The following is a 20601-nucleotide window of genomic DNA, read 5'->3' as shown; positions in this document are numbered from 1 at the left end:
ACGCCCGGGCGTATCGCCACAGCGGACGCGTGCGCGCCATGCGCCGGCTGATCCCGGTGGTCGCCGGCGGCGCGGTGGCGCTGCTGTTGGCCTACCTGTTCAACCCCTTCGCGGCACCGTTGCCGGGCGTCTCGGTCGGTCCGGTGACGCTGGCCGGTTCGAAGGTCCGCATGGAGAATCCGCGGCTCTCGGGCTTCCGCCAGGGCACCCGCGGCTACGAGGTGACGGCCGACGCCGCGCTCCAGGACGTGCGCAAGCCGAGCCAGATCGGGCTGCAGCAGATGCGCGGCCACATCGCCACCGACGATCAGGGCGGCATCGCCCGCCTCTCGGCGACGTCGGGCCTGTTCGACACCGCCCGCGAGGCGCTCGACCTGAAGGACGACATCCGCATCTGGACCGACAAGGGCGAGGAGGCGCGCCTGCGCTCCGCCGCCGTCGCGTTCAAGACCGGGTCCATCAGCTCGCAGGAGCCCGTCACGGTCTCGAGCCCGCGGGCCAACGTGAAGGCCGACACCCTCGACGTCGTCGAGAACGGCAAGCGGATCTCCTTCATCGGCAACGTCCACGTGGTCATCGCGAACGAGGAGCAGGCGGAGAAGCCGCAGGCCCGCATTCTGACCTCGGACGCCGAAGCCGCGGACGGTGCCCGATGAGAGCCGCCCGCACCCTCTGGGCCGCCCTGGCGGCCGGGCTGCTCCTCGCCGGCCCGGCGCTGGCCGAGAAGCCGGCGCGGAAAGATTCGCCCTTCGGCAATATCGGCGGCGGCGGCAAGGATCCGATCAAGATCGACGCCGACCGGCTCGACGTGTTCGACCGGGAGAACAAGGCGGTCTTCGCCGGCAACGTCGTGGCCGTGCAGGGCGACAGCACCATCCGCTGCTCGACCATGACGGTGACCTACAAGCGCGGCAGGGACGCCCCCGGCAAGGGCGCCAGGGGCGACGCCAAGACTGAAGCGCGGGACGAGGGCGCCGACGCGGCGCCGCGGAACCCCGCCGAGAACGGGATTCAGAAGGTCGACTGCGCCGGGCCGGTGACGGTGGTGCAGAAGGATCAGGTCGCCACCGGTGACCACGCGGTGTTCGACCAGGACGCCAAGCGGATCGTGCTGACCGGCAACGTCGTCCTGAGCCAGTGCCAGAACGTCACCCGCGGGCAGCGGCTCGTCTACGACATGAACACCGGGCGCGCGAACATGGACCCGGTGGCGGGGGGGCGCGTCTCGGCCCTGTTCGTGCCCGGAGAGAAGTCCGACGCCAAGGACGGCAAGGCGAAGGGCTGCACCCAGCCGCCGCCCAGGCCGAAGGCGCAGGTCGATTGAGCGGCGCCGTGGCGTTCCAGGCGGGCCCGCAGGAGCCGGCGGGCCGGACGGGCTGGCTCGGCCGCCTGTTCGGCCGGCGCGCGCGGCCGAACGAGGCCGCCGAGTCCGACGGCTGGTCCGCGGCCGATGAGGGTGGCCTCGGCATCCTCAGCGTGCGCGGCCTGCGCAAGAGCTACGGCGCCCGCACGGTCGTCCACGAGGCCGGCCTCACCGTGCGCACCGGCGAGGCCGTCGGACTGCTCGGGCCGAACGGCGCCGGCAAGACCACGATCTTCTACATGATCACCGGCCTTGTGGCCGCCGACCGCGGCCACATCACCCTGGACGGCCTGCCGATCACGCACCTGCCCATGTACCAGCGGGCGCGGCTCGGGATCGGCTACCTGCCGCAGGAGGCCTCGATCTTCCGCGGGCTCACCGTGGAGGACAACATCCGCGCGGTGCTGGAGGTGGTCGAGCCCGATCGCAAGACGCGCGCGCGCAAGCTCGATTCCCTGCTCGAGGAATTCGACATCGCGCGCCTGCGCAAGTCGCCCTCGATCGCGCTCTCGGGCGGCGAGCGGCGCCGCTGCGAGATCGCCCGGGCGCTCGCCTCCTCGCCGACCTTCATGCTGCTGGACGAGCCCTTCGCGGGCATCGACCCGATCGCGGTCGGCGACATCCAGGATCTGGTGAAGCATCTGAAGCAGCGCGGCATCGGCGTGCTGATCACCGACCACAACGTCCGCGAGACGCTGGGCCTGATCGACCGCGCCTACATCGCCCATTCCGGCCGAATCCTCACGGAGGGCACGCCCGAGGAGATCGTGGCGAACCCGGACGCGCGCCGGCTCTATCTCGGCGAGGATTTCCGGCTCTAAGCCGGCCGCCGCACCCGCACGGGCAGGGCGGGCGGTCGCTCAGCCCTTCCAGTTCTTCAGCGCCGCGAACGGGCTGTCCGAGCCGGCCGGCTTCTCCGGGTTCAGCACCGGCTCCACCTGGGCGATCGCGTCCGCCATCGAGAAGGCCGACCCGCTCTGGAGCCGGCCGCCCGCCGCGTCGCGGTGGCCGCCGCCGCGGAACAGGCGGGCGCCGTCGAGGGCCGTGCCGTCGTTGGACCGGAACGACAGCGTGCCCATCCGCTGGACGTTGACCACGCGCTTGGCCCGGCCCGCATCCATGATCAGGTCGGAGACCCGCTGGAATGTGCCCGAGTCGAGGGCGAAGGACAGGAGCGTGCCGTCCTTCAGCGGTCGGAACAGGGAGTCCGAGCGGGCGAGCGCCCGGGCGAGTCGCATGCGCGTCGTCAGGGTGGGGTCGTCGTCCGGCGCGTCGCGCAGCAGCGCGTCGACCACGCCGGCGCGGATCGCCGAGGCGCGGCGCTCCAGATCGGCCGGGCTCGCCCCGTCCCGCAGGGCGGCGGCGGCCGCGAGGAGGATCTCGGACACGAAGCGGTCGTGCCAGGGATGCCCGACCGGCACGTAGCTCGACACGACCTCCCAGAACAGCTCGTCCAGGGCGAGGCCGCCCCGGAAGGCGGGGCTCTCCTTGCGCCACAGGTCGAGGGCATCGACCGCGGTGAGCAGGCTCGACAGGTCGGTCGCGGGCTCGTGCGCGGCGAACAGGGCCCGGTGCTCGAAGGTCATCCGCGTGGCGCAGATGTCGTCCTCGATCAGCACGGCGATCTCGGGGTCGCCCAGGTCGATCCGGTGGAGCGCCGGCCGCTCGGCGTCGGGCGCCGCGTCCAGGCCAAGGCGCCGCAGCTGGTCGAGGGAGGAGGCGTGGTGGTCGAGGACCACGAGCCGGTGCTTCTGCCCGTCCGCGCGTCGCCGGTTCATCGCGGCGAACTTCTTCAGGCCCGCGATGGTCTGCTCCTCCAGGCCGAGGTCGGTCATCAGCAGGATCTCGCGCTCCGCCGCGCGGCCGAGGCGCTTGATCTCGTCCTCGAAGACGGGGCCGACATCGCTGTAGCGCGGCACGTGGACGACGCGCTCGACCGTGGCGCAGGCGGCGGCGACCGTGGAGGCGCCGTAGCCGTCGAGGTCGTGGTGGGTGATCTGGATCAGGCGCAACGGGCGGACTCGAAGGGTGACGGAGCGGCCCGTCTACGACGCCCGGCGCCGGGAGGCGAGGGGCGGCGGGCCTTCCGTCCGGCGGCATTCGGTGCAGAATGGTCCCGGGCCGCCGCGAGTCGCGAAGGACCGGCCGGCCACGGAGACCCCCAAGGGGCCCGTCATACCGGGAGGACACGATGGCCCTGGCCGCAACGCCGCGCGTGCGCCGCATCCAGACGATCTCGCTCGCCCTGCTCGTCACGGCGGGCGTCGTCAACTACGTCGACCGGGCCACCCTGGCGGTGGCCAACCCGCTGATCCGCGAGGATCTCGGCCTCTCGATCCCCGACATGGGATTGCTGCTCTCGGCCTTCCTCTGGGCCTACGCCTTCGCGCAGCTCCCGGCCGGGGCGCTCGCCGACCGGCTCGGCCCGCGCCTGACGCTGACGCTCGGCCTGACCTGCTGGTCGTTCGGCCAGATGCTCGGCGGCGCGGTGACGTCGTTCTGGCAGTTCGTGAGCGCGCGGATCGTGCTCGGTGTCGGCGAGGCGCCGCATTTTCCGACCTGCGCCCGGGTCTCCCGGGACTGGTTCAACATCCGCCAGCGCGGCACCGCCACGGGAATCTGGAACTGCGCCTCCTCGCTCGGGACCTTCCTGGCCCTGCCGCTGCTCACCTTCCTCATGGTGAGCTTCGGCTGGCGGGCGATGTTCGTCATCATGGGCGCGGCCGGCCTCGTGCTCGCCGCGATCGTCTACCTGGTCTTCCGCAACCCGCGCGAGACCGACCTGACGCCGGGGGAGCGCGCCTTCCTGGAAGAGGGCGACGCCCCGAACGCGAGCCGCGCGGTCACCTGGAGCGCGTGGCGACGGCTCTTCGGGTTCCGCACCAGCTGGGGGATGATCGTCGGCTATTTCGGCTGCATCTACATGACGTGGCTCTACACCGCGTGGCTGCCGAGCTACCTCGAGATCGAGCGACACTTCACCCTGCAGAAGACCGGCCTCGTCGGCTCGATCCCCTTCGCCTTCGGCGTGCTGGGCGGGATCCTGGGCGGCCGCGTCGTCGATGTCCTCGTCCGCCGCGGCGTCGACCCGATCCGCAGCCGCAAGATCCCGATGGTCGGCTCCCTGGTGGCGACTGCCGCCTTCACGGTGGTGGCGGCGCTGACGCCGAGCGACACCCTCGCCATCGCCTGCATCTCGGCCTCGCTGTTCCTGGTCTACATGAGCTCGTCGTCGGCCTGGGCGATGGCCTCCGTGGCGGCGCCGGCGAGCTGCACGGCGTCGCTCGGCGCCATGCAGAATTTCGGCGGCTACATCGGCGGCGCCCTGGCGCCGACCGTGACGGGCTTCATCGTCGGCGGCACGGGCCACTTCTCCATGGCCTTCATCACCGGGGCCGCGATCGCCCTGGTGGCGGCCCTGGGCTACTGGACGCTGATCCAGGATCCCATCGCCGACGAGGGACCGGAGAGCCCGATCGTCGGCGCGCTCGGGGCCGCGCGCTAGGCGGGCCGACCGCGCTTCCTTGGCGTCAGCCCCTCGCGTCACCCCCGCAGGTTCGGCGCGGCGAGGATCAGGTCGCGGAGGTGCGTGCGGGCCGTGAAGCTGCGGCGCATCAGGTCGACGAAGGTGGCGGCCGGCCCGTCCCAGTCGTGGCGCGCCGCGTGGGCGCGCGCGGCGGTGGCGTCGAAGGGCAGCCGCCCCTCGATCGCCGCCGCCATCAGCTCGGTGAGCCGCTCGACCCGGTCGGGGGCGTCCGGGTCGAAGTAGCTCGCCGCGCTGCCGCCGGCCTCCGGGATGGCCGTGAGGCTCGAGGCGATCACCGGCGTCCCGCGGGCGAGGCTGTCGAGGACAGGGATGCCCCAGCCCTCGCCGCGGCTCGGGAAGACCAGGGCGGCGGCCCGGGCGTAGAGGTCGGACAGGCCCCGGTCGTCGATGCCGGCGATGTGCACCGCGTCCGGCGTCCGGGCGAGGCGGTCGAGGGTCTCGGGCCGCTCGCCGTCGCCCTTGCCGACGACGATCAGCCGGGCCGCGCCCTGCGGCAGCCGCGCGAAGGCGTCGAGGACGAGGCCGAGATTCTTCCGCGGCTCCAGCCGGCCGACCATCAGCAGGTAGGGGCGCCCGTCGGCGAGCGGCGTCCGCTCCGTGACCGCCTGCGGCGGCGTGGAGCCGCAGCGCACCTCGGCGATGCGCTCCCGCGCGATGCCGTAGACGTTGGCGATGGAGTCGCGGCTGTAGTCGGAGATGGTCAGGACCAGCTTGGCGCGCCGCGCCGAGAGCCGGGTCAGGATCTTGTTCCGCCAGCGCATCGACCAGGGGAAGAATTCGGGATGCGTCTCGAACAGGATGTCGTGGACCACGACCACCTGCCGGTCGCCCGGCACCAGCGGCGGGGCGATGTAGGTAGTCAGCAGCGTGTCCAGCCGGTCGCGCAGGAACAGCCACGGCCAGACCAGGGTCAGCCGCACGGTCGCGGGCACGCGCGGTAGCCGTTGGTGCTCGATGTTGTCGCCCGAGACGATGCGGGCGCAGGCCTCCGGGTCGCCGGAATAGACTACGTAGGTGGCGTCCGGGTGGCGGGCGGCGGCCCGCCCGATGATGTTCACGAGCCAGGTCCGGCTGCCCTGCGGCTTGCCGGTGAGCACGTGCGCGTCGATGCCGATGCGAAGCATGTTACGGGCTCCTGTAGGCGCCGAAGGTCGGGGCCTCGCCGGGGGCGTAGGCCTGGCCGGCGATGTCGCGGGTGGCGCCGAGCGGGATGCCGGCGCGGGCCGGGGGCGCCGTCAGGGCGAGCCCGCCGGTCATGGGGTTCGCGGGATCGCGGAAGGCGGGCGTGCCGGTGAGGTCGGGACCCTGGCCGTTGAGCGGCAGGCTCGCCCCGTCGCCGGTGGCCTGCGTGCCCCAGCGGTAGAGCGGGGCGCCGACGGCGCTGCCGAGGAAGTTCGGCCCGATCGCGTTGTTGTTGTCGGTGGTGGTCGCCTCGACCACGATCGCGGCCACGTTCGGCCGGGTCGCGTAGGCGATGTTGTTGAGGACCCGGTTGTTCGACGTGCGGTCGACCTGCTTGGTGTAGTCGGAGGCGAGCACGATCTCGCCGCGGTAGACGTGCTTGCCGCCGGAATCGCGCATGTTGCCGTAAGTCGTGTTGTTCACCACCGTGTTGGAGCCGGCGTCGAACAGGTTGATCCCGGCACCGTCGTTGTCGGCCGCGACGTTGAACGCGACGACGTTGCCGTCGCACCACTGGTCGATCTGGATCCCGTTGCCGTCCTGGCCGGTCGTCTCCTTCTGGCCGGTGACGATGTTGTACCGGATGGTGTTGCGGTCGCCCGCGTCCTGGGCGGCGTCCTTCGCGTAGACGTGGATGCCGGAGGTGCCCGACATCCCCACGCCGTTGCCCGAGACGCGGTTGCCCTCCACCACGTAGCCGGAGCCGTTGATCTCCATCCCGTGGATGCCGTTGCCGGTCACGGTGTTGTCGAGGATGTAGCTCGGGTCCTCCCGGGGCGCGTTGATCACGTCGACGGCCACGCCGTGGGTCTGGTTGTCGGCGAGGGTGTTGCCGCTGATGCGGTGACCCGCCCCGGCACCGTCACCGATCCAGATCCCCAGGCCGGAGCGTGACACGGTCGAGCTCGCGACCGTGACGTGGCTCGATCCCCGGCGGATGATGAAGCCGGAATTCACCGCGCCCTGCACGGTGAGGCCTGTGACCGTGACGTAGGCGGCGTTCTCGAACACCACCGAGTTGGACAGGCGCGGCTGCGTGCCGGGTTCGGCCGCCACCGTCACCGGCGCCGCCGCGGTCCCGCGCGACCCGACGAACACGACGTCGCCGTAGCTGCCGCCGCGGACGAGCACGCTCGAGCCGGGGCCGAGCGCGGCGAAGGGCACGTCGGCGAGCCGTGCCACGGTGGTGTAGCCGGACTTCGCGCCGCCGGCGGGATCGACCAGGATGTTCTGCTGCACCTGCGCGTCGGCCGGCCCGCAGGCGGCCAGGACAGGCAGCACCAGCGCCGACAGGGCGCAGCCGAGGACCGTGCGGGGCCACCTCATGCCGCGAGGGCCCGGGCGATGGCGAGGCGCTTGCGCCGCTGGAACAGACGCCGCCACACGGTGCGGCCGGCCTCCGGGCTGATCCGCGTCAGCGCGCGCGCCGCCATCTGCCAGCCGGGCAGGAGGGCCTGCGGCATCGCGAGGTCGGCGACCCGGTGGCGCGCCGCCGCGCCGAGCGGCGGCGGCCCGACGAGGCCGAGGCGGCCGAGATCGGCCACGAGGTCCGGGCGCTTGCGGTACCACAGCACCAGGGCCGCGCCCTCGCGCTCGGCGATCCGCAGATAGGCTGCCTCGTCGAGGAGATGGTGGTGGTAGCCCAGCGCCTCGGGGGCGTAGAACAGGCGCATGCCGCGCCGGGCCAGCCGCTCGCCCAGCTCGATGTCCTCGTGCCAGAACAGCTTCGGATCGAAGCCCCCGGCTTCCCCCAGGAAGTGCCGGTCGACGCTGACGTTGCAGGTCAGGAACGCGTCCCAGCCGACCTCCTCGCGGCCCGCCAGGGCGTCGTAGGAGGCGTCGTGGTGGAGCGCCGAGAACGGCGAGAAGGGCAGCGCCGGGTCGATGGTCATCCGGCCGAGGATCGCGGTCTCCCGCCCGCCCCGCCGGGTGTGGGCGAGCCGGTGCGCCTCGACGAGGCTCGGCACCGGGATGGTGTCGTCGTTGACGATCAGGAGGCGCTCGCCGCGGGCCGCCGCGATGGCGCGGTTGCGGGCGGCGTTCGCCCCGGCATTCTCCTGGCGCAGGTGCACCACGGGGATCCGGCCCGTGGCGACAGCGCGGCTGACGACCGTCCCGGTGTGATCGGTCGAGCCGTCGTCGCAGACGACGATCTCGAAGGGCGCCTCCGTCTCCTGCCGGTCGAAGGCCCGCAGGCACAGACGCAGCGTGTCGGCGCGGTTGTAGGTCGGGATGATGACCGTGAGCACGGGTCCATCGCTCATGACGAGGCTTCCGGAAGCGGGAGGAGGAGGGGATCGGACGGGTTGCGGCGCAGGCACAGCCACCCCGCGACGGCGGTCGCGAGGGTCGCGACGGCGGGCACCGTCACGGGGACCAGCGCGGCGGGGCCGGCTGCCCAGGCGAGGGCGGTGAGGAGTGCCGGCGCGGCGAGGGTCGGCACGTCGGCCAGGGCGAGCGGCGGTCCGGCCTCCCGCCAGAAGGCGTGGGCCAGGACGCCGAGCATCGCCGCCTCGGCGAGCAGCGCGGCGAGGCCCGCGCCGAGGAGCGGGTCCCAGGGGATCAGCAGCGTGCAGGCGATGAGGTTGGTGACGCAGGCCGCCGCGCTGCCGCGGACCGCGAAACCGGTCCGGCCCAGCGGGACGAGGCCCGCGAACAGGACCGTGGCGGCGATCAGCAGGACGCTCATCCCGGTGGCGACGCGCAGCACCGGGACGGCGCCGCCGAAATCCGGACCGAAGGCGAGGCGCACCAGGGGCTCCGCGAGGGCGCAGGCCGCCACCGCTCCGGCGCAGGACGCGGCGAGGATCGGCACCAGGGCGCCGCGGACCCGGGCGCGCAGGGCGGTCGTGCCGGCGCGCGACCGTCCGTGAACCAGGGGCCCGACGGCGCGCCCGAAGACCGGCACCAGCGGCGCGCACAGGGTGATCGCCACCGCGGCGCCGAGCTCGAAGAACCGGAAGCCGGCCGTGAACTGGCCGAGCTCGGCCGCGCCCGCGAAGGCGGCCAGCATCATCAGGCTGATCCGGCCGTTGAGCGAGCCGAGGGCGTTCGAGACGCCCACCCCCGCCGCGGCCCGGATTGTCGCGAGCGCGTGCGGCAGCGAGGCGGGGCGGGCGGGCACGAGGCGCAGCGCCAGCGCCAGCCCGACCGCGCCGTACGCGATGCCGGCGGCCACCGCCACGAGGGTGAGCGCCGCCTCCGGAAGCTGAAGCCAGAGCGCGAGTGCCGTCCCGCCGATCAGCAGGGCGGCGTTGGCGAGCGACGGCCAGACGGACCAGCCCGGCCGCCCGCAGACCTGGAACAGGGCGTCGAGGAAGCGGGCGGCCGCGAGCGGCATCAGCAGGGCGGCGAGCGCGAGGGCGGGCCGGATCGAATCCGGCAGCATCGGCAGGACGCCGAGGAGCGCGGCACCCGTCCCGAGGCCGAGAACGAGGCGCGCCGACAGCATCCGGCCGAACTCGGCCGCCCGCATCTCCGGTCCGACCGCGCCGAGCCGCGCACCGAAGGTCAGCGTGGTGCCGAAATCCGCCGCGATCAGCGCGACCGCGAGGATCGCCAGGGCGAGGCCGTAGCGGCCCAGCGCCGCCGGGCCGGCGAAATGGCCGACCATCACGAAGGCCGCGAAGCCGGCCGCGAGGTAGACGCCGCGCCCCGCCGCCTGCCCGAGCAGGTTCGCGCCGTAGCGCAGCCCGCTGGCGCGCCTCCGTCCCGACAATCGGTTTACCAAGCGGAGCATCTCTCGGTGAAGCCTGACTGAAAACTGCGACCTACGATTGCATCGTGGCAGGCTGCGTATGGCTTGCAACCGCAAGCTCAATTTATGGTTGCAGAGTTGTCGCGTTGGGAAAAACCGGAGGACTGCGTATGTCCGAGACAGCCGCTGGACCGGATCTGCGTCTCTCGCGCGGAGCGGACGCGGAGGCGGGGCGTCTCCGGTGGGTCGAGGTGCGGGCTGCCCTGTCCGCCGACCGCGATCACTGGCGCCGCCGCGGCGGCGGGCCGGCCCGCCTGCGCCGGGGCTACCACGCGGTCTGGCTCTACCGCCTGTCCCGCTACGCCCACGAGCGCGGCTGGCGGATGGCGGCGTGGCTGCTGTGGCTGGTGAACGGCTGGTGGACGGGCGCCGACATCCCGCCCTCCAGCCGCATCGCCGGCGGCCTGTTCCTGCCGCAGCCCTACGGAACCGTGATCGCCGGCGCCGTGGGCCGCGACGCCGCCTTCGGGATCCAGGCCTCCATCGGCGGCCTGCTGAAGGAGCCGGATCAGGACATCGGCGGCGGTCCCGGCCTCCCTGTGCTGGGCGACGACGTGGTCCTGGAGGCCGGCGCCATCGTGCTCGGGGCCGTGTCGATCGGCGACCGGGCCCGGATCGGTCCGCGGACCACTATCCTCAAGCCCGTCCAGGCCGACGAGGAGGTCATGCCGCAGCCCTGGCGGCCGCTTCCCGGCCGGGGAGTCGCGGCGTGAGCGGTCCGATGACGGATCACCTCACCCTGTCGGGGCTGCGGCGCCTCCTGGCGGCCGACTTCGCCCGCGTCCTGCGCCAGACCACGGGCGGGAAGCCGACCTCGCGGCTCCGGCGCCTGATGCACCTCACGCTGCCGGCCATGCAGGTGGCGATCCTCCACCGGACCGCGCACCTGCTGCACGGCCGGGGCTGGCGCCGCTGCGCCGCCCTGGTGGCGGACCTGTCCCTGCGGCTCACGGGCGCCAGCCTGCATCCGGGCTCGCGCCTCGGGCCCGGCCTGTTCGTGCCGCACCCGGCGCGGGTCGCGTTCTGCGGCACCGGGGGCGCCGACCTGACGCTCCTGCCCGGCACACTGGTCGGGCCGCGGGACTGGATCCTGCCGAGCCAGCCGTTCCCCGCCGACGGCCCCCGCCTGGGCGACGGCGCCGTGGTCGGCGCGCACGCCGCGGTGCAGGGAGCAGTGACCATCAGCGCGGGCGCGACGGTCGGGATCGGGGTCTGCAGCCTCCGGGACGTCCCGGCCGGCACCGTCACGATGGTGGTCCAGCGGCAGCTCCGCAGCGGCGGGCGCGGCTCGGAGGTGGGCCATGGGCGCTAGGACCGGCCGCGCCCGGCCCGCGCCCGTGTCACGCGCGACCGTGCTCCCGGCGCACCGTCCGCTGCGCGCCCCGGCCCTCCCGCTCCGGGGCGAGCTGGCGGCGCAGGACGCGCTCGTAGGCGTCGAAGATGCCGCGCCACGTGAACGCCTCGGCGTGGCGGCGTCGGGACGCCTCGCCCATGACCTCCAGGCGGCGCGGCCCGGCCCGCACGAGGCCGAGAATACCCCGCCGCAGCTCCGTCTCGTCGCCGAAATACAGCGCCTGCGGTCCCGCCACCCAGCGGTTGAACGGGTTGTCGTGGGCGAGGATCGGCGAGCCCGCCCCCAGCGCCTCGACCAGCGAGGGGTTGGTCCCGCCCACCGTGTGGCCGTGGATGTGGAAGCGGGCGTGGAAGCGGAGCGCGGCCACGCGCTCGGCCTCGTAGATCGCGCCGGCGAAGATCACGTCCGGGCCGCCCGCCGCGCGGACGGCGCGGTGATACGGGTCGGACTCCGCGAGCTTGCCCAGCACGAGCAGCGGCAGCCCCGGCCGGACCTCGCTCCAGGCCCGCACGATCTGGAGCACGAGGTTCTCGGGCACCACCCGGGCGATCAGCAGGCCGTAATCGCGCGGGCGCAGCCCGAACTTCGCAAGCGGGTCGGTCGAGGCCTCAAGCACCGGGTCGGCGCCGTACGCGATGGTGGAGATCCGTGCGGCGGAGGTCCTGCGGGCGAGGTGCTTGGCGATCTCCGGGTGGTCCGCCACGAGGTGGGTCGAGAACAGGCTGCCGAGGCGCTCGTTCAGCCAGAACCAGGCCTTGGCGGGCTTCGACCAGCGGTCACGCTTCCACTCGATGCCGTCCATGTTCATGACGCTGCGCTTGGCCGTCAGCCGGTAGAGCAGCGAGAACGCCGCGGTGTTGTAGCCGAGCACGAGGGGCAGGGCGGGCCTGAAAGCCGCCCGCAGGGTGCATTTCAGGTCGAACACGATCGTCGAGACGGCGCCGTCGCCCCGGACCGCGACCGGGATGAGTGTGATCCCGCGCCAGACCGTCAGCGGCGCCGGCTCGCGCACCTGACAGTAGACCTCGACCCGCCAGCCCCGCGCCACGAGCTCCAGCGCGAGGCGCTCCGCCAAAGTCTCGAACCCCCCGTGCGCCGCCGGCACCCCGCGGGTGCCGAGGATCGCCACCGCCGGGCGCCCGCCCGATCCCCCCCGCTTTCACACGCGCCGTGGGCGCGGCACGTTCAGAGGAGCCTGAAGCATGGTCACGGTCGAACAGCGTCTGTTCCGGGAGATGGGAGCCGGGGGCTATTCCCGGCACGACCACCGGATGGAGTACATCGTGCGCGTCAACGCGCTGCTCCGGCCGGACATGCGGGTGATGGAGTTCGGCGCGGGGCGCGGCAAGTGGAGCGATGACCCGGTCCCATTGCGGCGGCACCTCGGCGACTTCCGGGGACGCTGCGCCCAGGTTGTCGCCTGCGACGTCGACGAGGCGGTCCTCGGCAACAAGTCGGCCGACGAGGTCCGGCTGATCGGTCACGACGGGGTGCTGCCATTCCCGGACGCGAGCTTCGACCTGATCTCGGCCTTCTCGGTCCTCGAACATATCGAGCATCCCGAGGTCACCGCGGCGGAGCTCGGCCGGGTGCTCGCCCCTGGCGGCTGGCTCTGCGCCTGGACGCCGAACCGCTGGGGCTATGTCGGGATCGGGGCGCGGCTCGTGCCGAAGCGGCTGCACGCCCGGGTGCTGCGCCTCGTCGAGCCGCGGCGGGTCGAGATCGACTCGTTCGTGCCGCTCTACACGATGAACACGGAGGCGGCGCGGAAGCGGCTTTTCCCAACTGACCGGTTCGAGCACTTCACCTACAGTTTCGACGGGCAGCCTTTCTATCATGGCGAGAACATCGTCCTGGGCAAGTTCTGGGAGCTGCTGTTCCGGCTCACGCCGGGCCCGTTCAAGGGCTACCACATGGTGTTCATCCGCAAGCGGCCGTGACGGTTCACAAGATCAGAGACGAAGACTGCGCAGGTGGCCGGCGAACCTGCGCATGTCGTCGGCTTTGCGGGCGAGGTCCGGCTGCCCGCGCAGCCGGGCCGCGAGACCGTAGGCGAGCGCCCGCAGGGTGAAGCCGAGCCGGAGCGGCCCCGAGAAGAAGGCGGGCGACGACAGGGGCCGGCCGGCATTGCGCAGGCTGTAGATGGCGGCCAGCCCGTCGAGCCAGCGGGCCGAGCGTGTGCTGCCGGAGCCGCCCTGGAGGTGGGTGACGGCGATGTCCGGGCGGTAGGCGACGCGCCAGCCGGCATCGCGCAGGCGGCAGCCCCAATCCACGTCCTCGCCGTAGAGGAACATCGGGCTCTGCAGGCCGCCGATCGCGGCGATCGCCGAGCGGCGCAGGAGCAGGCAGGCCCCGCAGATCCAGTCCACGTCGAGGGGCCGTGCGCCCTTGGCCTGGCGACTGGCGAGGTAGAGGCCGCGCAGCCCGAAGCGGCCCGACAGGCCGGCGGCGTGGACCAGGATCGAGAGCGGGCGCGGTTCGTAGCCGGCGTCACCGACCTGGTGCGTCCCGTCCGGGAAGGTCAGGCGCGGACCGACCGCCCCGACCTCCGGATGCGCGTCGAGATGGTCCAGCAGGCCCGAGAGCGCGCCCGGGTCGCGCAGGAACGCGTCGGGGTTGAGGAGCAGGATCGCCGCGCCGCGCGCGTGCTCCAGCGCGACGGCATTGCCGCCCGCGAAGCCGTGGTTGGTCCGCTCGGCGATCACCTGGACCCAGGGAAAGGCCCTCGCGACACGCTCCGGTGTCCCGTCGGTCGACGCGTTGTCGACGAGGATCACCTCGTAGGGGCGGTCGATGCGGCTCTCCGCCAGCCGTTCCAGGCAGGTCTCGATGTCCTGGCCGGCATTGTACGTGACGATCAGGACGCTGAGGCTGACGGCGCTCACGAACGGTCTCCATACGCTGCCAGGGGCGGACGCCCCCCGGGCGACGCCGGGCGCGAAGGGCCGCGCGGCGCCGGGTTCCGCTCCGGTCGAGCGCGCGCCGCGCCGATCATGCCGGTGGACGCGACCGCCCGGGACGCTTCGACAGCCCTGCGCCGCTGCGCCGCCCGCACCCCGGCGATCAGCCCGAGGCCGGTGTAGAGCAACTCGGCGATGCCGAGATTCAGGCGGAAGCCCGGATCGACCAGCCCGTGCAGCAGGTGCGCGATCAGGCCGACCGCGCAGGCGGCCGCGATCGCCGCGAGCGGATCGCCCACCGGCGCGCGGCGGGCGGCGCGGAAGCCCCGGACGATGCCGGTGCCGAAGACCAGCACGAAGGCGGCGTAGCCGACGATCCCGACCTCGGTGAGGATCAGGATGTGCAGGTTGTGCACCACGTGGTTCGACCGGTCGAACAATCCGGCGAGACGGGACAGGCCAGTCCTGTCGAGGACCGCGAACTGGTTGCCGAAGTTGTTGAGGCCGACGCCGAAGATCGGGAACTGCTCGAACAGCGCCAGGGCCGCCGCGTTCAGCGGGCCGCGCTGGGCGGCCGAGCCGCCGTCGTCGGCGGTGAGCCGCTCCCAGATCAGCGGGCCGGCGTAGAGCGCCGCGACGGCGCCGACGATTGCCAGCAGGCCGAAGACGATCAGGCTCGTCCGGGAGAACAGGCGGTCGCGGTAGACCAGCAGGATCAGGAGGGCGGCCGAGACCGGGAAGGTCAGCCAGGACGCGCGCGACAGGGTCAGGACCACGCCGACCAGGGCCGAGGCGGCGCCCGCGGCGCCCGCGAGGCGCAGGAGGAGCGGCCCGCGCGACAGCGCCAGCGCCAGGGCGAGCGGCCAGACGAACTCATAGTAGTAGCCGAGGATATTCGGGTGAACCTTCAGTCCGCCGGCGCGGCGCTGGGCCGAGAAGTTGATGTTCTCCTCGACGATCTGTTCCTCGCCCAGCACCGAGAGGCCCAGTTCCGAGCCCGAGACGTATTGCAGGCCCGCCACCGCGGTCTGGACGAGGCAGAGGGCGCAGATCGCCAGCGCGAGGGTCCGGGTGTCGGACTCGGACAGGTTCGAGACCGCGACCGAGACCAGGAGCAGGCCGGCGAAGCGCCACGTGTCGAACCAGAGATAGGCCGTGTCGGTGGCGTTGGAGAGCGAGAGCAGCCCCGCGACCAGGAAGCAGAACTGCGTCAGGACGAGGGGCCGGTCGAGGCGCAGGCCCGGAGAAGCCTCCCCGAGGCCCGTGAGCTTCGCGACGATCAGCGCCGCGGCCACCAGCAGGGCGACGCTCACCGTCAGGCCGGCCCCGCCGCCGATGCTCGGCAGGTACTGACCGACGGCCTCGAAATGCTGGAGGAAGCTGACGTCGAGCTTGACCGTCAGCCCGACCGCGAGGGCCACGAGCAGGAGCGGTGTGAGGCGATAGAGGCGCCCGACGATCAGGGCGCCGACCCCGCCGAAGGCCGCCGCGAGGCCGACGACGGCGAATTTCAGCGGCGCCGCGCTCAGGGCGATCGCGCCGGCCGCCGCCGCGAAGCCGATACCGGCGAGCGGCAGGACCCGCAGCGCGCGGACGGGGGCCGCGCTCACCCGAGCCATCGGTAGAGCCATTTCGGGATCGGTCGCCGGGTGCGGTTGAGGACGACGCCGAGCGGCGCACCGCCGGCGGCCTTGAGGTCGGCCAGGGCGCGCTGTGCCACCGCCCGGCGGGTGCGCTCGGCGCCGATCACCACGATGAAGCCGTCCACGAAGGGCGAGAGCGCGGCGGCGTCGCCGATCTCGGTGATCGGCTCACAATCCACGATGGCGAGGTCGAAGCGGTCGTCGATCAGCGCGAGGAAATCCTCGACGCGGCCGTCGTCGAGGGTCGCCTCGCGGACGGCCGACGCGCTGCCCGCCGGCACGACGCTCAGGTTCTCGGCAACCGCGTGGACGCCGCGGCTCGGCGCCACCGCGCCGGCGACGATGTCGGCGAAGCCCGGCCGGCCGGTCAGGCCGTAGGCCTCCGCCACCGACGGGCGCGACCAGTTCGCCTCGATCAGCACCGCGCTGCGGCCCCGCCGGGCGTAGGCGCCGGCGAGTTCGCGGGCGAGGGTGCTCACGCCCTCGCCGGGCTGGACCGCGGTGACGCCGACCCGGCGGACGCGCGCCTCGTGCCGGGTGAGCTGGACGAGTGCCGGTTCGAGGATCGCCGGATCGATGCGGGGGGCGGCTGCGGCGGCGATCATCCGGCGGCTCCTGTCTGCAGCGGCACCGCGGCCAGCACGGGCACCCGCAGCGAGCGGGCGACCTCGGACGCGCTGCGATAGGTCTGGGCCAGGATCTCCGCGAGGGCGACGTAGGCCAGGGCGGCGAGCAGCCCGAGACCGGCCGCGAGGCCGAGGATCAGCGGCCGGTTCGGGCCGGAGGGCAGCCGCGGCGGAACGGCGCGCGCCACCAGGGCCGAGGAGGTGACGGCCTGCGCGTCGAGCCCGGTGCCAGTTTTCAGCGCGTCGATCCGCTTCTGGGTCTCGGTGATCTCGTCGGTGAGCAGGCCCTTCTGCTGGGTCAGCCGGCCGTAGGCCAGCGCCGCGTCGCTCTGGCCGATGGCCGCGCGGCGGCGGGTCTGCTCGATCCCCGTGATGCTCTGGATCTTCTCGGCGAGGACGGCGAGCTTCGCCGTGTCGGCGGCGAGGAGTGCCTGGTACTTCTGCCGCGCCAGCGCGGCCAGGTCCCGATCGAGGCTGACGAATTCGGGGGCGGTCGGCCGGAACCGCACCGCCAGTTCGGCGCGCTTCGTCCGCAGGTCCGCCCAGCGCTGGTCGAAGGCCGTGACCGTCGGATCGGCGTCGGGCGGCGTCGGCTGCCAGCGGTCGGGCCCGGCCTCGCGGGTGCGCTTGAGCCGGGTCTCGACCACCTCGCGCTCGATCTGCGCCGCCGACTTCTGCTTGGCGAGGTCGGCCAGGGTGCCGAGATCGTTCTGCTGCTCGATCTCGAAGCTCGCGGTGTTATTGCCCTTGAGGTAGGTCGCGAGCTGCGCGTCGATGGCGGCGAGGTCGGCCCGGGCGCGGTCCAGCTTGCTCTGGTAGAACGAGGCCGGGGTCTCGTCGGCGTAGACCTCGACGTGGCGGCGCTTGTAGGCGTCGAGCAGCCGGTTCAGCGCCTGGGCGGCGAAGTGCGGGTCCGTCCAGGTGAAGCCCGTGAGGATCACGTCCGTCTCCTTCACGAAGACGACCTTGAACGCCGCGAGATAGGCCTCGTAGAGCTTCTCGTCCGGCGTGAGGTGGCGCAGCAGGCCCACCGCCTCGAACGGGATCCGCACCGTGTCGACGATCCAGGTTTTGACCGCCTTGGCCCCGCGCACGGCCTGACGGCCCTGGTAGATCAGCCAGTCGATCCAGTCCGCCGGCGGCGGCCCGAGGTCGCCGGTCGGGGTGATCGCCTTCAGCGCCGCGAACTCGTCGCGCACGATGCTGGGGTCGCGCAGGATCTCGATCTCGTTGTTCACGTTCTGCGCGCGCTCGGAGAACATGTAGTTCTGGTTCGCGCCGCCCTGGAGCGGGGCGCCCGCCTTCTCGCGGCCGAGACGGATGATCAGCTTGGCGTCGGCCGTGTACTCGGCCGGCGTCAGCAGGAGGTAGATCCCGGCGCCGAGGATCGCCGCGACCAGGATCAGCAGCGCGGGCCGGATGTGCCGGAACAGGGCCGCGAGGGCGTCGCGGAGGTCGAAGGCCGGGCCCTCGACCGCGTCGGCGGCGGTCAGGTCGGTCTGCCTCACGTGCCGGACCTCACGGTGGCGGTGGTGGAGGTGCTGGCGGCCGGGCCGGTGATGTAGTTCACGCCGAAGCCCGTCCCGTTAAAGAGCAGGATCTGGCGCACCACGAGGTCCACCGCGCGGGCGGTCTTGGCCAGCAGCGAGGGCGGCACGTAGACCGTGGCGTTGGGCGGCACCACGATCGAATCCGCGAGGCCCGGCTGGCTGATGTCGACGATGCGCACGCTGCCGGCCGCCTCGGCGTCGAAGCGGATGATCCGTACGGCCTCGCCGGCCGCCGTCGGGAGGACGCCGCCGGCCGAGCCCAGGACCTGCGCCAGGGTCCGCGGTCCCTGCAGGGTGACGGGACCCGGGGCGCGGACCTCGCCGAATACCATGGTGTTGGCCGGGACGAGGCTCGCGAGCCGGACGCTGGTCGTCACCGAGGCCAGCTGGTGCTTGTAGGCGGCGTTCAGGCTGCCCATGACCTCGTGCACGGTCCGGCCCGCCGCCTGGACGGGGGGCACCATCGGCAGGTTGATCTTGCCGTCCGGCTCGATCGCCAGAACCTTCACGCGGCCCATGTCGGCCCGCTGGGTGAGGTCGCGGAAATCGTCGGTCACGGTGCGGAACCGGCGCAGCATGACCGTGACGACCGGGTCGATCAGCACGTCGTCGTAGGTACTCTTGATCAGCGCGGCCGCCGCCTCAGGCGACAGCCCCGCGACCTTGATGCCGTTCTTGCCCGGCAGCGAGATCCGGCCGTCCGGTCGGACGATCACCGTACGGTTGTATTCCGGGTGCGTCCGGAAATCGACGTCGAACTCGTCGTTCGGGTTCAGGCGGTAGGTCGGCTGGACGACGCTGGAATCGATCAGGAACGAGACTTCGAGGTTGTCGCCGACGTTCAGCCGGTAGTTCGCCAGCCCGAGGCGCATGGTCCGCCCGACCTCCTCCTGGGCGGCCGCGACCAGTGCCGCGGGGAGGCCCTCGGTGACCGAGCCGGTCTGCGTCACGTCGAGGCCTGAGCGCGACGCGCTCTGCGGGCGGCCCGACATGCAGCCGGCGAGCAGCGGCGCGCAGGCGAGGAGCGCGAGCGCGGTCCCCGCGGCGCCGGATGGTCGGCCGGCACGCCGGTGCGACGCGCCGAGGAACGCAGACAAGGAAAACGCCATCGACCTTCAGCCGCATCCTGCTCGACTGCGCTCGCCCCATCACAACTCGTGATCGAACCGCGCACCGCGATACAATCGCCAAGCTTGGTTAACGAGGCTTGAACCCGGCTCACGGCAACTCTATCAGAAGTTGTAAATGGCAAGCCGTGGCAAAGTGCTGACCCGAGAGCCGCGCGGGATCGGCAAGCCGGGTCCCAGCTCAGGCCGACCTGTCGTGCTGACGGGCGCCGTCGCTCCCTCCGCCGGCGAATGATGCGCGGATTTCGACGCGGCGGTGCGGAGTGCCGGCGAAGTCCGCCCGTCCGCTGCCGACCGAAAGCTGTAAATAGTGGGGTGCTTGCTCGGATTTAGAAACGTGATCTATAGTTCGACGGTATGAAGCCGTACGGATCTAGGTCGATAGTTCGGCGGGCCGCTGTCGCGCGGCAGTATCCGTCACGGGGGAGGCGCGCGACATGTCGGGCGTGAGGCCGGATCTCTTCGCCCGCCTGCACGATGACCTTGAGTCCGGTTTCCGGGAGGACCTCGAGGAGGCGGTGGTCGACCCCGCGCGCTGGCCGGACCTGGCCGAGCGCGTTGTGCGAGCATCCGGCAGCGAGGGCGCCCTGCTGCTGCGCTCAGACCGGACCGGCCTCGAATCGCTCTGCACCGCCTCGCTCGCCGACGCCTCGCGCCGCTACTTCGACGAGGGCTGGCACCGCGACGACCATCGCCTCCGCGGTATCCCGCTCATGCGGACGCGCGGGATCGCGGTCGATCAGGACTTCACCACGCCGGAAGAGATCGCGCGCCTGCCCTTCTACCAGGACCTGCTGGCCTCCCGCGGCCTGCGCTGGTTCGCCGGCATCGGCTTCGCCGTGAAGGGGCGTCTGTGGTGCCTCTCGCTGCAGCGGACCGTGGAGCAGGGGCCGTACGAGCCGCACGAGCAGCGGCGCCTCGCGACCCTGTCGCCCCTCCTGCAGCGCGCGGGCCTGCTGACGTCGATGGTCGAGCGGGCCCGGCTCGCGGGGCTGACGCAGGCCTTCGAGCTGATCGACCGCGCCGCCCTGATCCTCGACGCCGAGGGGCGGGCGCTCCGCTGGAACGACGCGTTCGGCGCCCTCCTGGGGCGTGACCTGAAGCTCGCGGGCGGCCGCCTCACCGCGGAGGATCCGGACGCCGCGCGGCAGCTCGAAGCGCTCGCGCGGCCCTTCGGTCGGCCGCCGATCTCCGCCGTCGTGGCAGCGCGACGCGACGGGCCGCCGATCGTGATCCACGTCGTGCCGCTGGTCGGACCGAGCCGCGGCCTGTTCGCCGGCGCGAGCACGCTGCTCCTCGGGAGCGTTCCCGGGACCCCGGCCGCGCCCGCGACCGCGATCCTCCAGGCCGCCTACCGGCTGACGCCGGCCGAGGCGCGGCTCGCCCAGGCGCTGTCGAGCGGAACCTCCCTCGCGGAGGCCGCGTCGCGCTTCGCGATCACCGCGGCGACCGCGCGCTCGCAGCTGAAGGCGATCTTCGCCAAGACCGGAGCGAGCCGCCAGTCGGACCTCGTGCGGCTCGTGGCCGGGCTCGCGCGCTGACGGGTCACGGT

At 72.7% G+C, this 20601-nt stretch carries 19 protein-coding genes; 8 read left to right on the top strand and 11 right to left on the bottom strand.

Annotation, left to right across the window (positions count from 1 at the left end; all coding sequences use genetic code 11):
* The 3 genes from lptC to lptB all read left to right on the top strand — a co-directional run.
* Positions 1 to 656, top strand: a 656-nt coding sequence (lptC, locus tag ME121_RS25910; protein ID WP_059409868.1) for an LPS export ABC transporter periplasmic protein LptC, incomplete at its 5' end; no start/stop codon positions are given.
* Positions 653 to 1324, top strand: coding sequence for an LptA/OstA family protein (locus ME121_RS25905; RefSeq protein WP_012322357.1), 672 nt, complete (start codon positions 653 to 655; stop codon positions 1322 to 1324). The genes lptC and ME121_RS25905, both read left to right, overlap by 4 nt.
* A gap of 8 nt (positions 1325 to 1332) precedes the next feature.
* Positions 1333 to 2184 (top strand): LPS export ABC transporter ATP-binding protein, encoded by an 852-nt coding sequence (gene lptB, locus ME121_RS25900; protein WP_012322358.1) that lies wholly within the window; start codon positions 1333 to 1335, stop codon positions 2182 to 2184.
* Between the two features lie 39 nt (positions 2185 to 2223).
* On the opposite strand, the gene ME121_RS25895 is transcribed toward lptB, so the two are convergent.
* Positions 2224 to 3375 carry a hypothetical protein gene (locus tag ME121_RS25895; RefSeq protein WP_024828072.1) on the bottom strand — a complete coding sequence of 384 codons (1152 nt, stop codon included), beginning with the start codon at positions 3373 to 3375 and terminating at the stop codon, positions 2224 to 2226.
* A 179-nt stretch (positions 3376 to 3554) separates the two neighbouring features.
* Here ME121_RS25895 and ME121_RS25890 point away from each other — a divergent pair, with 179 nt between their 5' ends.
* Positions 3555 to 4868, top strand: a complete 1314-nt coding sequence (locus ME121_RS25890; RefSeq protein ID WP_012322360.1) for an MFS transporter — start codon at positions 3555 to 3557, stop codon at positions 4866 to 4868.
* A gap of 38 nt (positions 4869 to 4906) precedes the next feature.
* Here the strand turns inward: ME121_RS25890 and ME121_RS25885 are convergent, their stop codons facing one another.
* From ME121_RS25885 to ME121_RS25870, 4 genes are read right to left on the bottom strand one after another with little or no spacing between them, the layout of a single operon-like run.
* On the bottom strand, positions 4907 to 6034 hold the full coding sequence (locus ME121_RS25885) for a glycosyltransferase family 4 protein (RefSeq protein WP_012322361.1): 1128 nt from the start codon (positions 6032 to 6034) through the stop codon (positions 4907 to 4909).
* 1 nt (position 6035) lies between these two features.
* Positions 6036 to 7418, bottom strand: coding sequence for a right-handed parallel beta-helix repeat-containing protein (locus tag ME121_RS25880; protein WP_059409867.1), 1383 nt, complete (start codon positions 7416 to 7418; stop codon positions 6036 to 6038).
* The gene (locus ME121_RS25875) at positions 7415 to 8356 is read right to left on the bottom strand and encodes a glycosyltransferase family 2 protein (RefSeq protein ID WP_059409866.1); all 942 of its coding nucleotides are present in this window, start codon (positions 8354 to 8356) and stop codon (positions 7415 to 7417) included. The genes ME121_RS25880 and ME121_RS25875 overlap by 4 nt, the downstream gene beginning before the upstream one ends.
* Complete coding sequence (locus ME121_RS25870; protein ID WP_059409865.1) at positions 8353 to 9831, bottom strand: lipopolysaccharide biosynthesis protein; 1479 nt, start codon at positions 9829 to 9831, stop codon at positions 8353 to 8355. The genes ME121_RS25875 and ME121_RS25870 overlap by 4 nt, the downstream gene beginning before the upstream one ends.
* 128 nt (positions 9832 to 9959) lie before the next feature.
* Here ME121_RS25870 and ME121_RS25865 point away from each other — a divergent pair, with 128 nt between their 5' ends.
* Both ME121_RS25865 and ME121_RS25860 read left to right on the top strand, forming a co-directional pair.
* On the top strand, positions 9960 to 10562 hold the full coding sequence (locus ME121_RS25865) for a serine acetyltransferase (RefSeq protein ID WP_012322365.1): 603 nt from the start codon (positions 9960 to 9962) through the stop codon (positions 10560 to 10562).
* Between the two features lie 8 nt (positions 10563 to 10570).
* Positions 10571 to 11161 (top strand): hypothetical protein, encoded by a 591-nt coding sequence (locus ME121_RS25860; RefSeq protein WP_059409864.1) that lies wholly within the window; start codon positions 10571 to 10573, stop codon positions 11159 to 11161.
* A 28-nt stretch (positions 11162 to 11189) separates the two neighbouring features.
* Here the strand turns inward: ME121_RS25860 and ME121_RS25855 are convergent, their stop codons facing one another.
* Entirely contained in the window at positions 11190 to 12332 is a 1143-nt protein-coding gene (locus ME121_RS25855) for a DUF1972 domain-containing protein (protein ID WP_012322367.1), read from the bottom strand.
* 73 nt (positions 12333 to 12405) lie between these two features.
* Here ME121_RS25855 and ME121_RS25850 point away from each other — a divergent pair, with 73 nt between their 5' ends.
* Entirely contained in the window at positions 12406 to 13143 is a 738-nt protein-coding gene (locus ME121_RS25850) for a class I SAM-dependent methyltransferase (protein ID WP_012322368.1), read from the top strand.
* 12 nt (positions 13144 to 13155) lie between these two features.
* On the opposite strand, the gene ME121_RS25845 is transcribed toward ME121_RS25850, so the two are convergent.
* The 5 genes from ME121_RS25845 to ME121_RS25825 are packed head-to-tail and all read right to left on the bottom strand — an operon-like array spanning position 13156 to position 19019.
* Positions 13156 to 14088: a glycosyltransferase family 2 protein gene (locus ME121_RS25845; protein ID WP_058607436.1), complete on the bottom strand. Its 933-nt coding sequence runs from the start codon at positions 14086 to 14088 to the stop codon at positions 13156 to 13158.
* Positions 14085 to 15722: an O-antigen ligase family protein gene (locus ME121_RS25840; RefSeq protein WP_043342793.1), complete on the bottom strand. Its 1638-nt coding sequence runs from the start codon at positions 15720 to 15722 to the stop codon at positions 14085 to 14087. Before ME121_RS25840 ends, ME121_RS25845 begins: the two co-directional genes overlap by 4 nt.
* The gene (locus tag ME121_RS25835) at positions 15710 to 16351 is read right to left on the bottom strand and encodes a CpsD/CapB family tyrosine-protein kinase (protein ID WP_059409863.1); all 642 of its coding nucleotides are present in this window, start codon (positions 16349 to 16351) and stop codon (positions 15710 to 15712) included. Before ME121_RS25835 ends, ME121_RS25840 begins: the two co-directional genes overlap by 13 nt.
* Positions 16348 to 17880, bottom strand: coding sequence for a GumC family protein (locus tag ME121_RS25830; protein ID WP_012322372.1), 1533 nt, complete (start codon positions 17878 to 17880; stop codon positions 16348 to 16350). Before ME121_RS25830 ends, ME121_RS25835 begins: the two co-directional genes overlap by 4 nt.
* Positions 17877 to 19019: a polysaccharide biosynthesis/export family protein gene (locus tag ME121_RS25825; protein ID WP_244413160.1), complete on the bottom strand. Its 1143-nt coding sequence runs from the start codon at positions 19017 to 19019 to the stop codon at positions 17877 to 17879. The genes ME121_RS25830 and ME121_RS25825 overlap by 4 nt, the downstream gene beginning before the upstream one ends.
* A gap of 467 nt (positions 19020 to 19486) precedes the next feature.
* On the opposite strand from ME121_RS25825, the gene ME121_RS25820 reads away from it, so the two are divergent.
* The gene (locus tag ME121_RS25820) at positions 19487 to 20590 is read left to right on the top strand and encodes a helix-turn-helix transcriptional regulator (RefSeq protein ID WP_012322374.1); all 1104 of its coding nucleotides are present in this window, start codon (positions 19487 to 19489) and stop codon (positions 20588 to 20590) included.
* The last annotated feature ends 11 nt before the right edge of the window (positions 20591 to 20601 follow it).

The sequence above is a fragment of the Methylobacterium sp. ME121 genome (genome assembly GCF_000974725.1).
GTDB classification, from domain to species: domain Bacteria; phylum Pseudomonadota; class Alphaproteobacteria; order Rhizobiales; family Beijerinckiaceae; genus Methylobacterium; species Methylobacterium radiotolerans.
Note: the sequence above shows the minus strand (reverse complement) of the source record. Positions and strands in the feature narration are given on the sequence as shown.

Coding starts and splice junctions, on each gene's coding strand:
- ME121_RS25905 (WP_012322357.1), top strand. CDS start 653: ATGAGAGCCGCCCGCACCCTCTGGGCCGCCCTGGCGGCCGGGCTGCTC.
- ME121_RS25890 (WP_012322360.1), top strand. CDS start 3,555: ATGGCCCTGGCCGCAACGCCGCGCGTGCGCCGCATCCAGACGATCTCG.
- ME121_RS25885 (WP_012322361.1), bottom strand. CDS start 6,034: ATGCTTCGCATCGGCATCGACGCGCACGTGCTCACCGGCAAGCCGCAG.
- ME121_RS25880 (WP_059409867.1), bottom strand. CDS start 7,418: ATGAGGTGGCCCCGCACGGTCCTCGGCTGCGCCCTGTCGGCGCTGGTG.
- ME121_RS25875 (WP_059409866.1), bottom strand. CDS start 8,356: ATGAGCGATGGACCCGTGCTCACGGTCATCATCCCGACCTACAACCGC.
- ME121_RS25870 (WP_059409865.1), bottom strand. CDS start 9,831: ATGCTCCGCTTGGTAAACCGATTGTCGGGACGGAGGCGCGCCAGCGGG.
- ME121_RS25865 (WP_012322365.1), top strand. CDS start 9,960: ATGTCCGAGACAGCCGCTGGACCGGATCTGCGTCTCTCGCGCGGAGCG.
- ME121_RS25860 (WP_059409864.1), top strand. CDS start 10,571: ATGACGGATCACCTCACCCTGTCGGGGCTGCGGCGCCTCCTGGCGGCC.
- ME121_RS25850 (WP_012322368.1), top strand. CDS start 12,406: ATGGTCACGGTCGAACAGCGTCTGTTCCGGGAGATGGGAGCCGGGGGC.
- ME121_RS25840 (WP_043342793.1), bottom strand. CDS start 15,722: ATGGCTCGGGTGAGCGCGGCCCCCGTCCGCGCGCTGCGGGTCCTGCCG.
- ME121_RS25835 (WP_059409863.1), bottom strand. CDS start 16,351: ATGATCGCCGCCGCAGCCGCCCCCCGCATCGATCCGGCGATCCTCGAA.
- ME121_RS25820 (WP_012322374.1), top strand. CDS start 19,487: ATGTCGGGCGTGAGGCCGGATCTCTTCGCCCGCCTGCACGATGACCTT.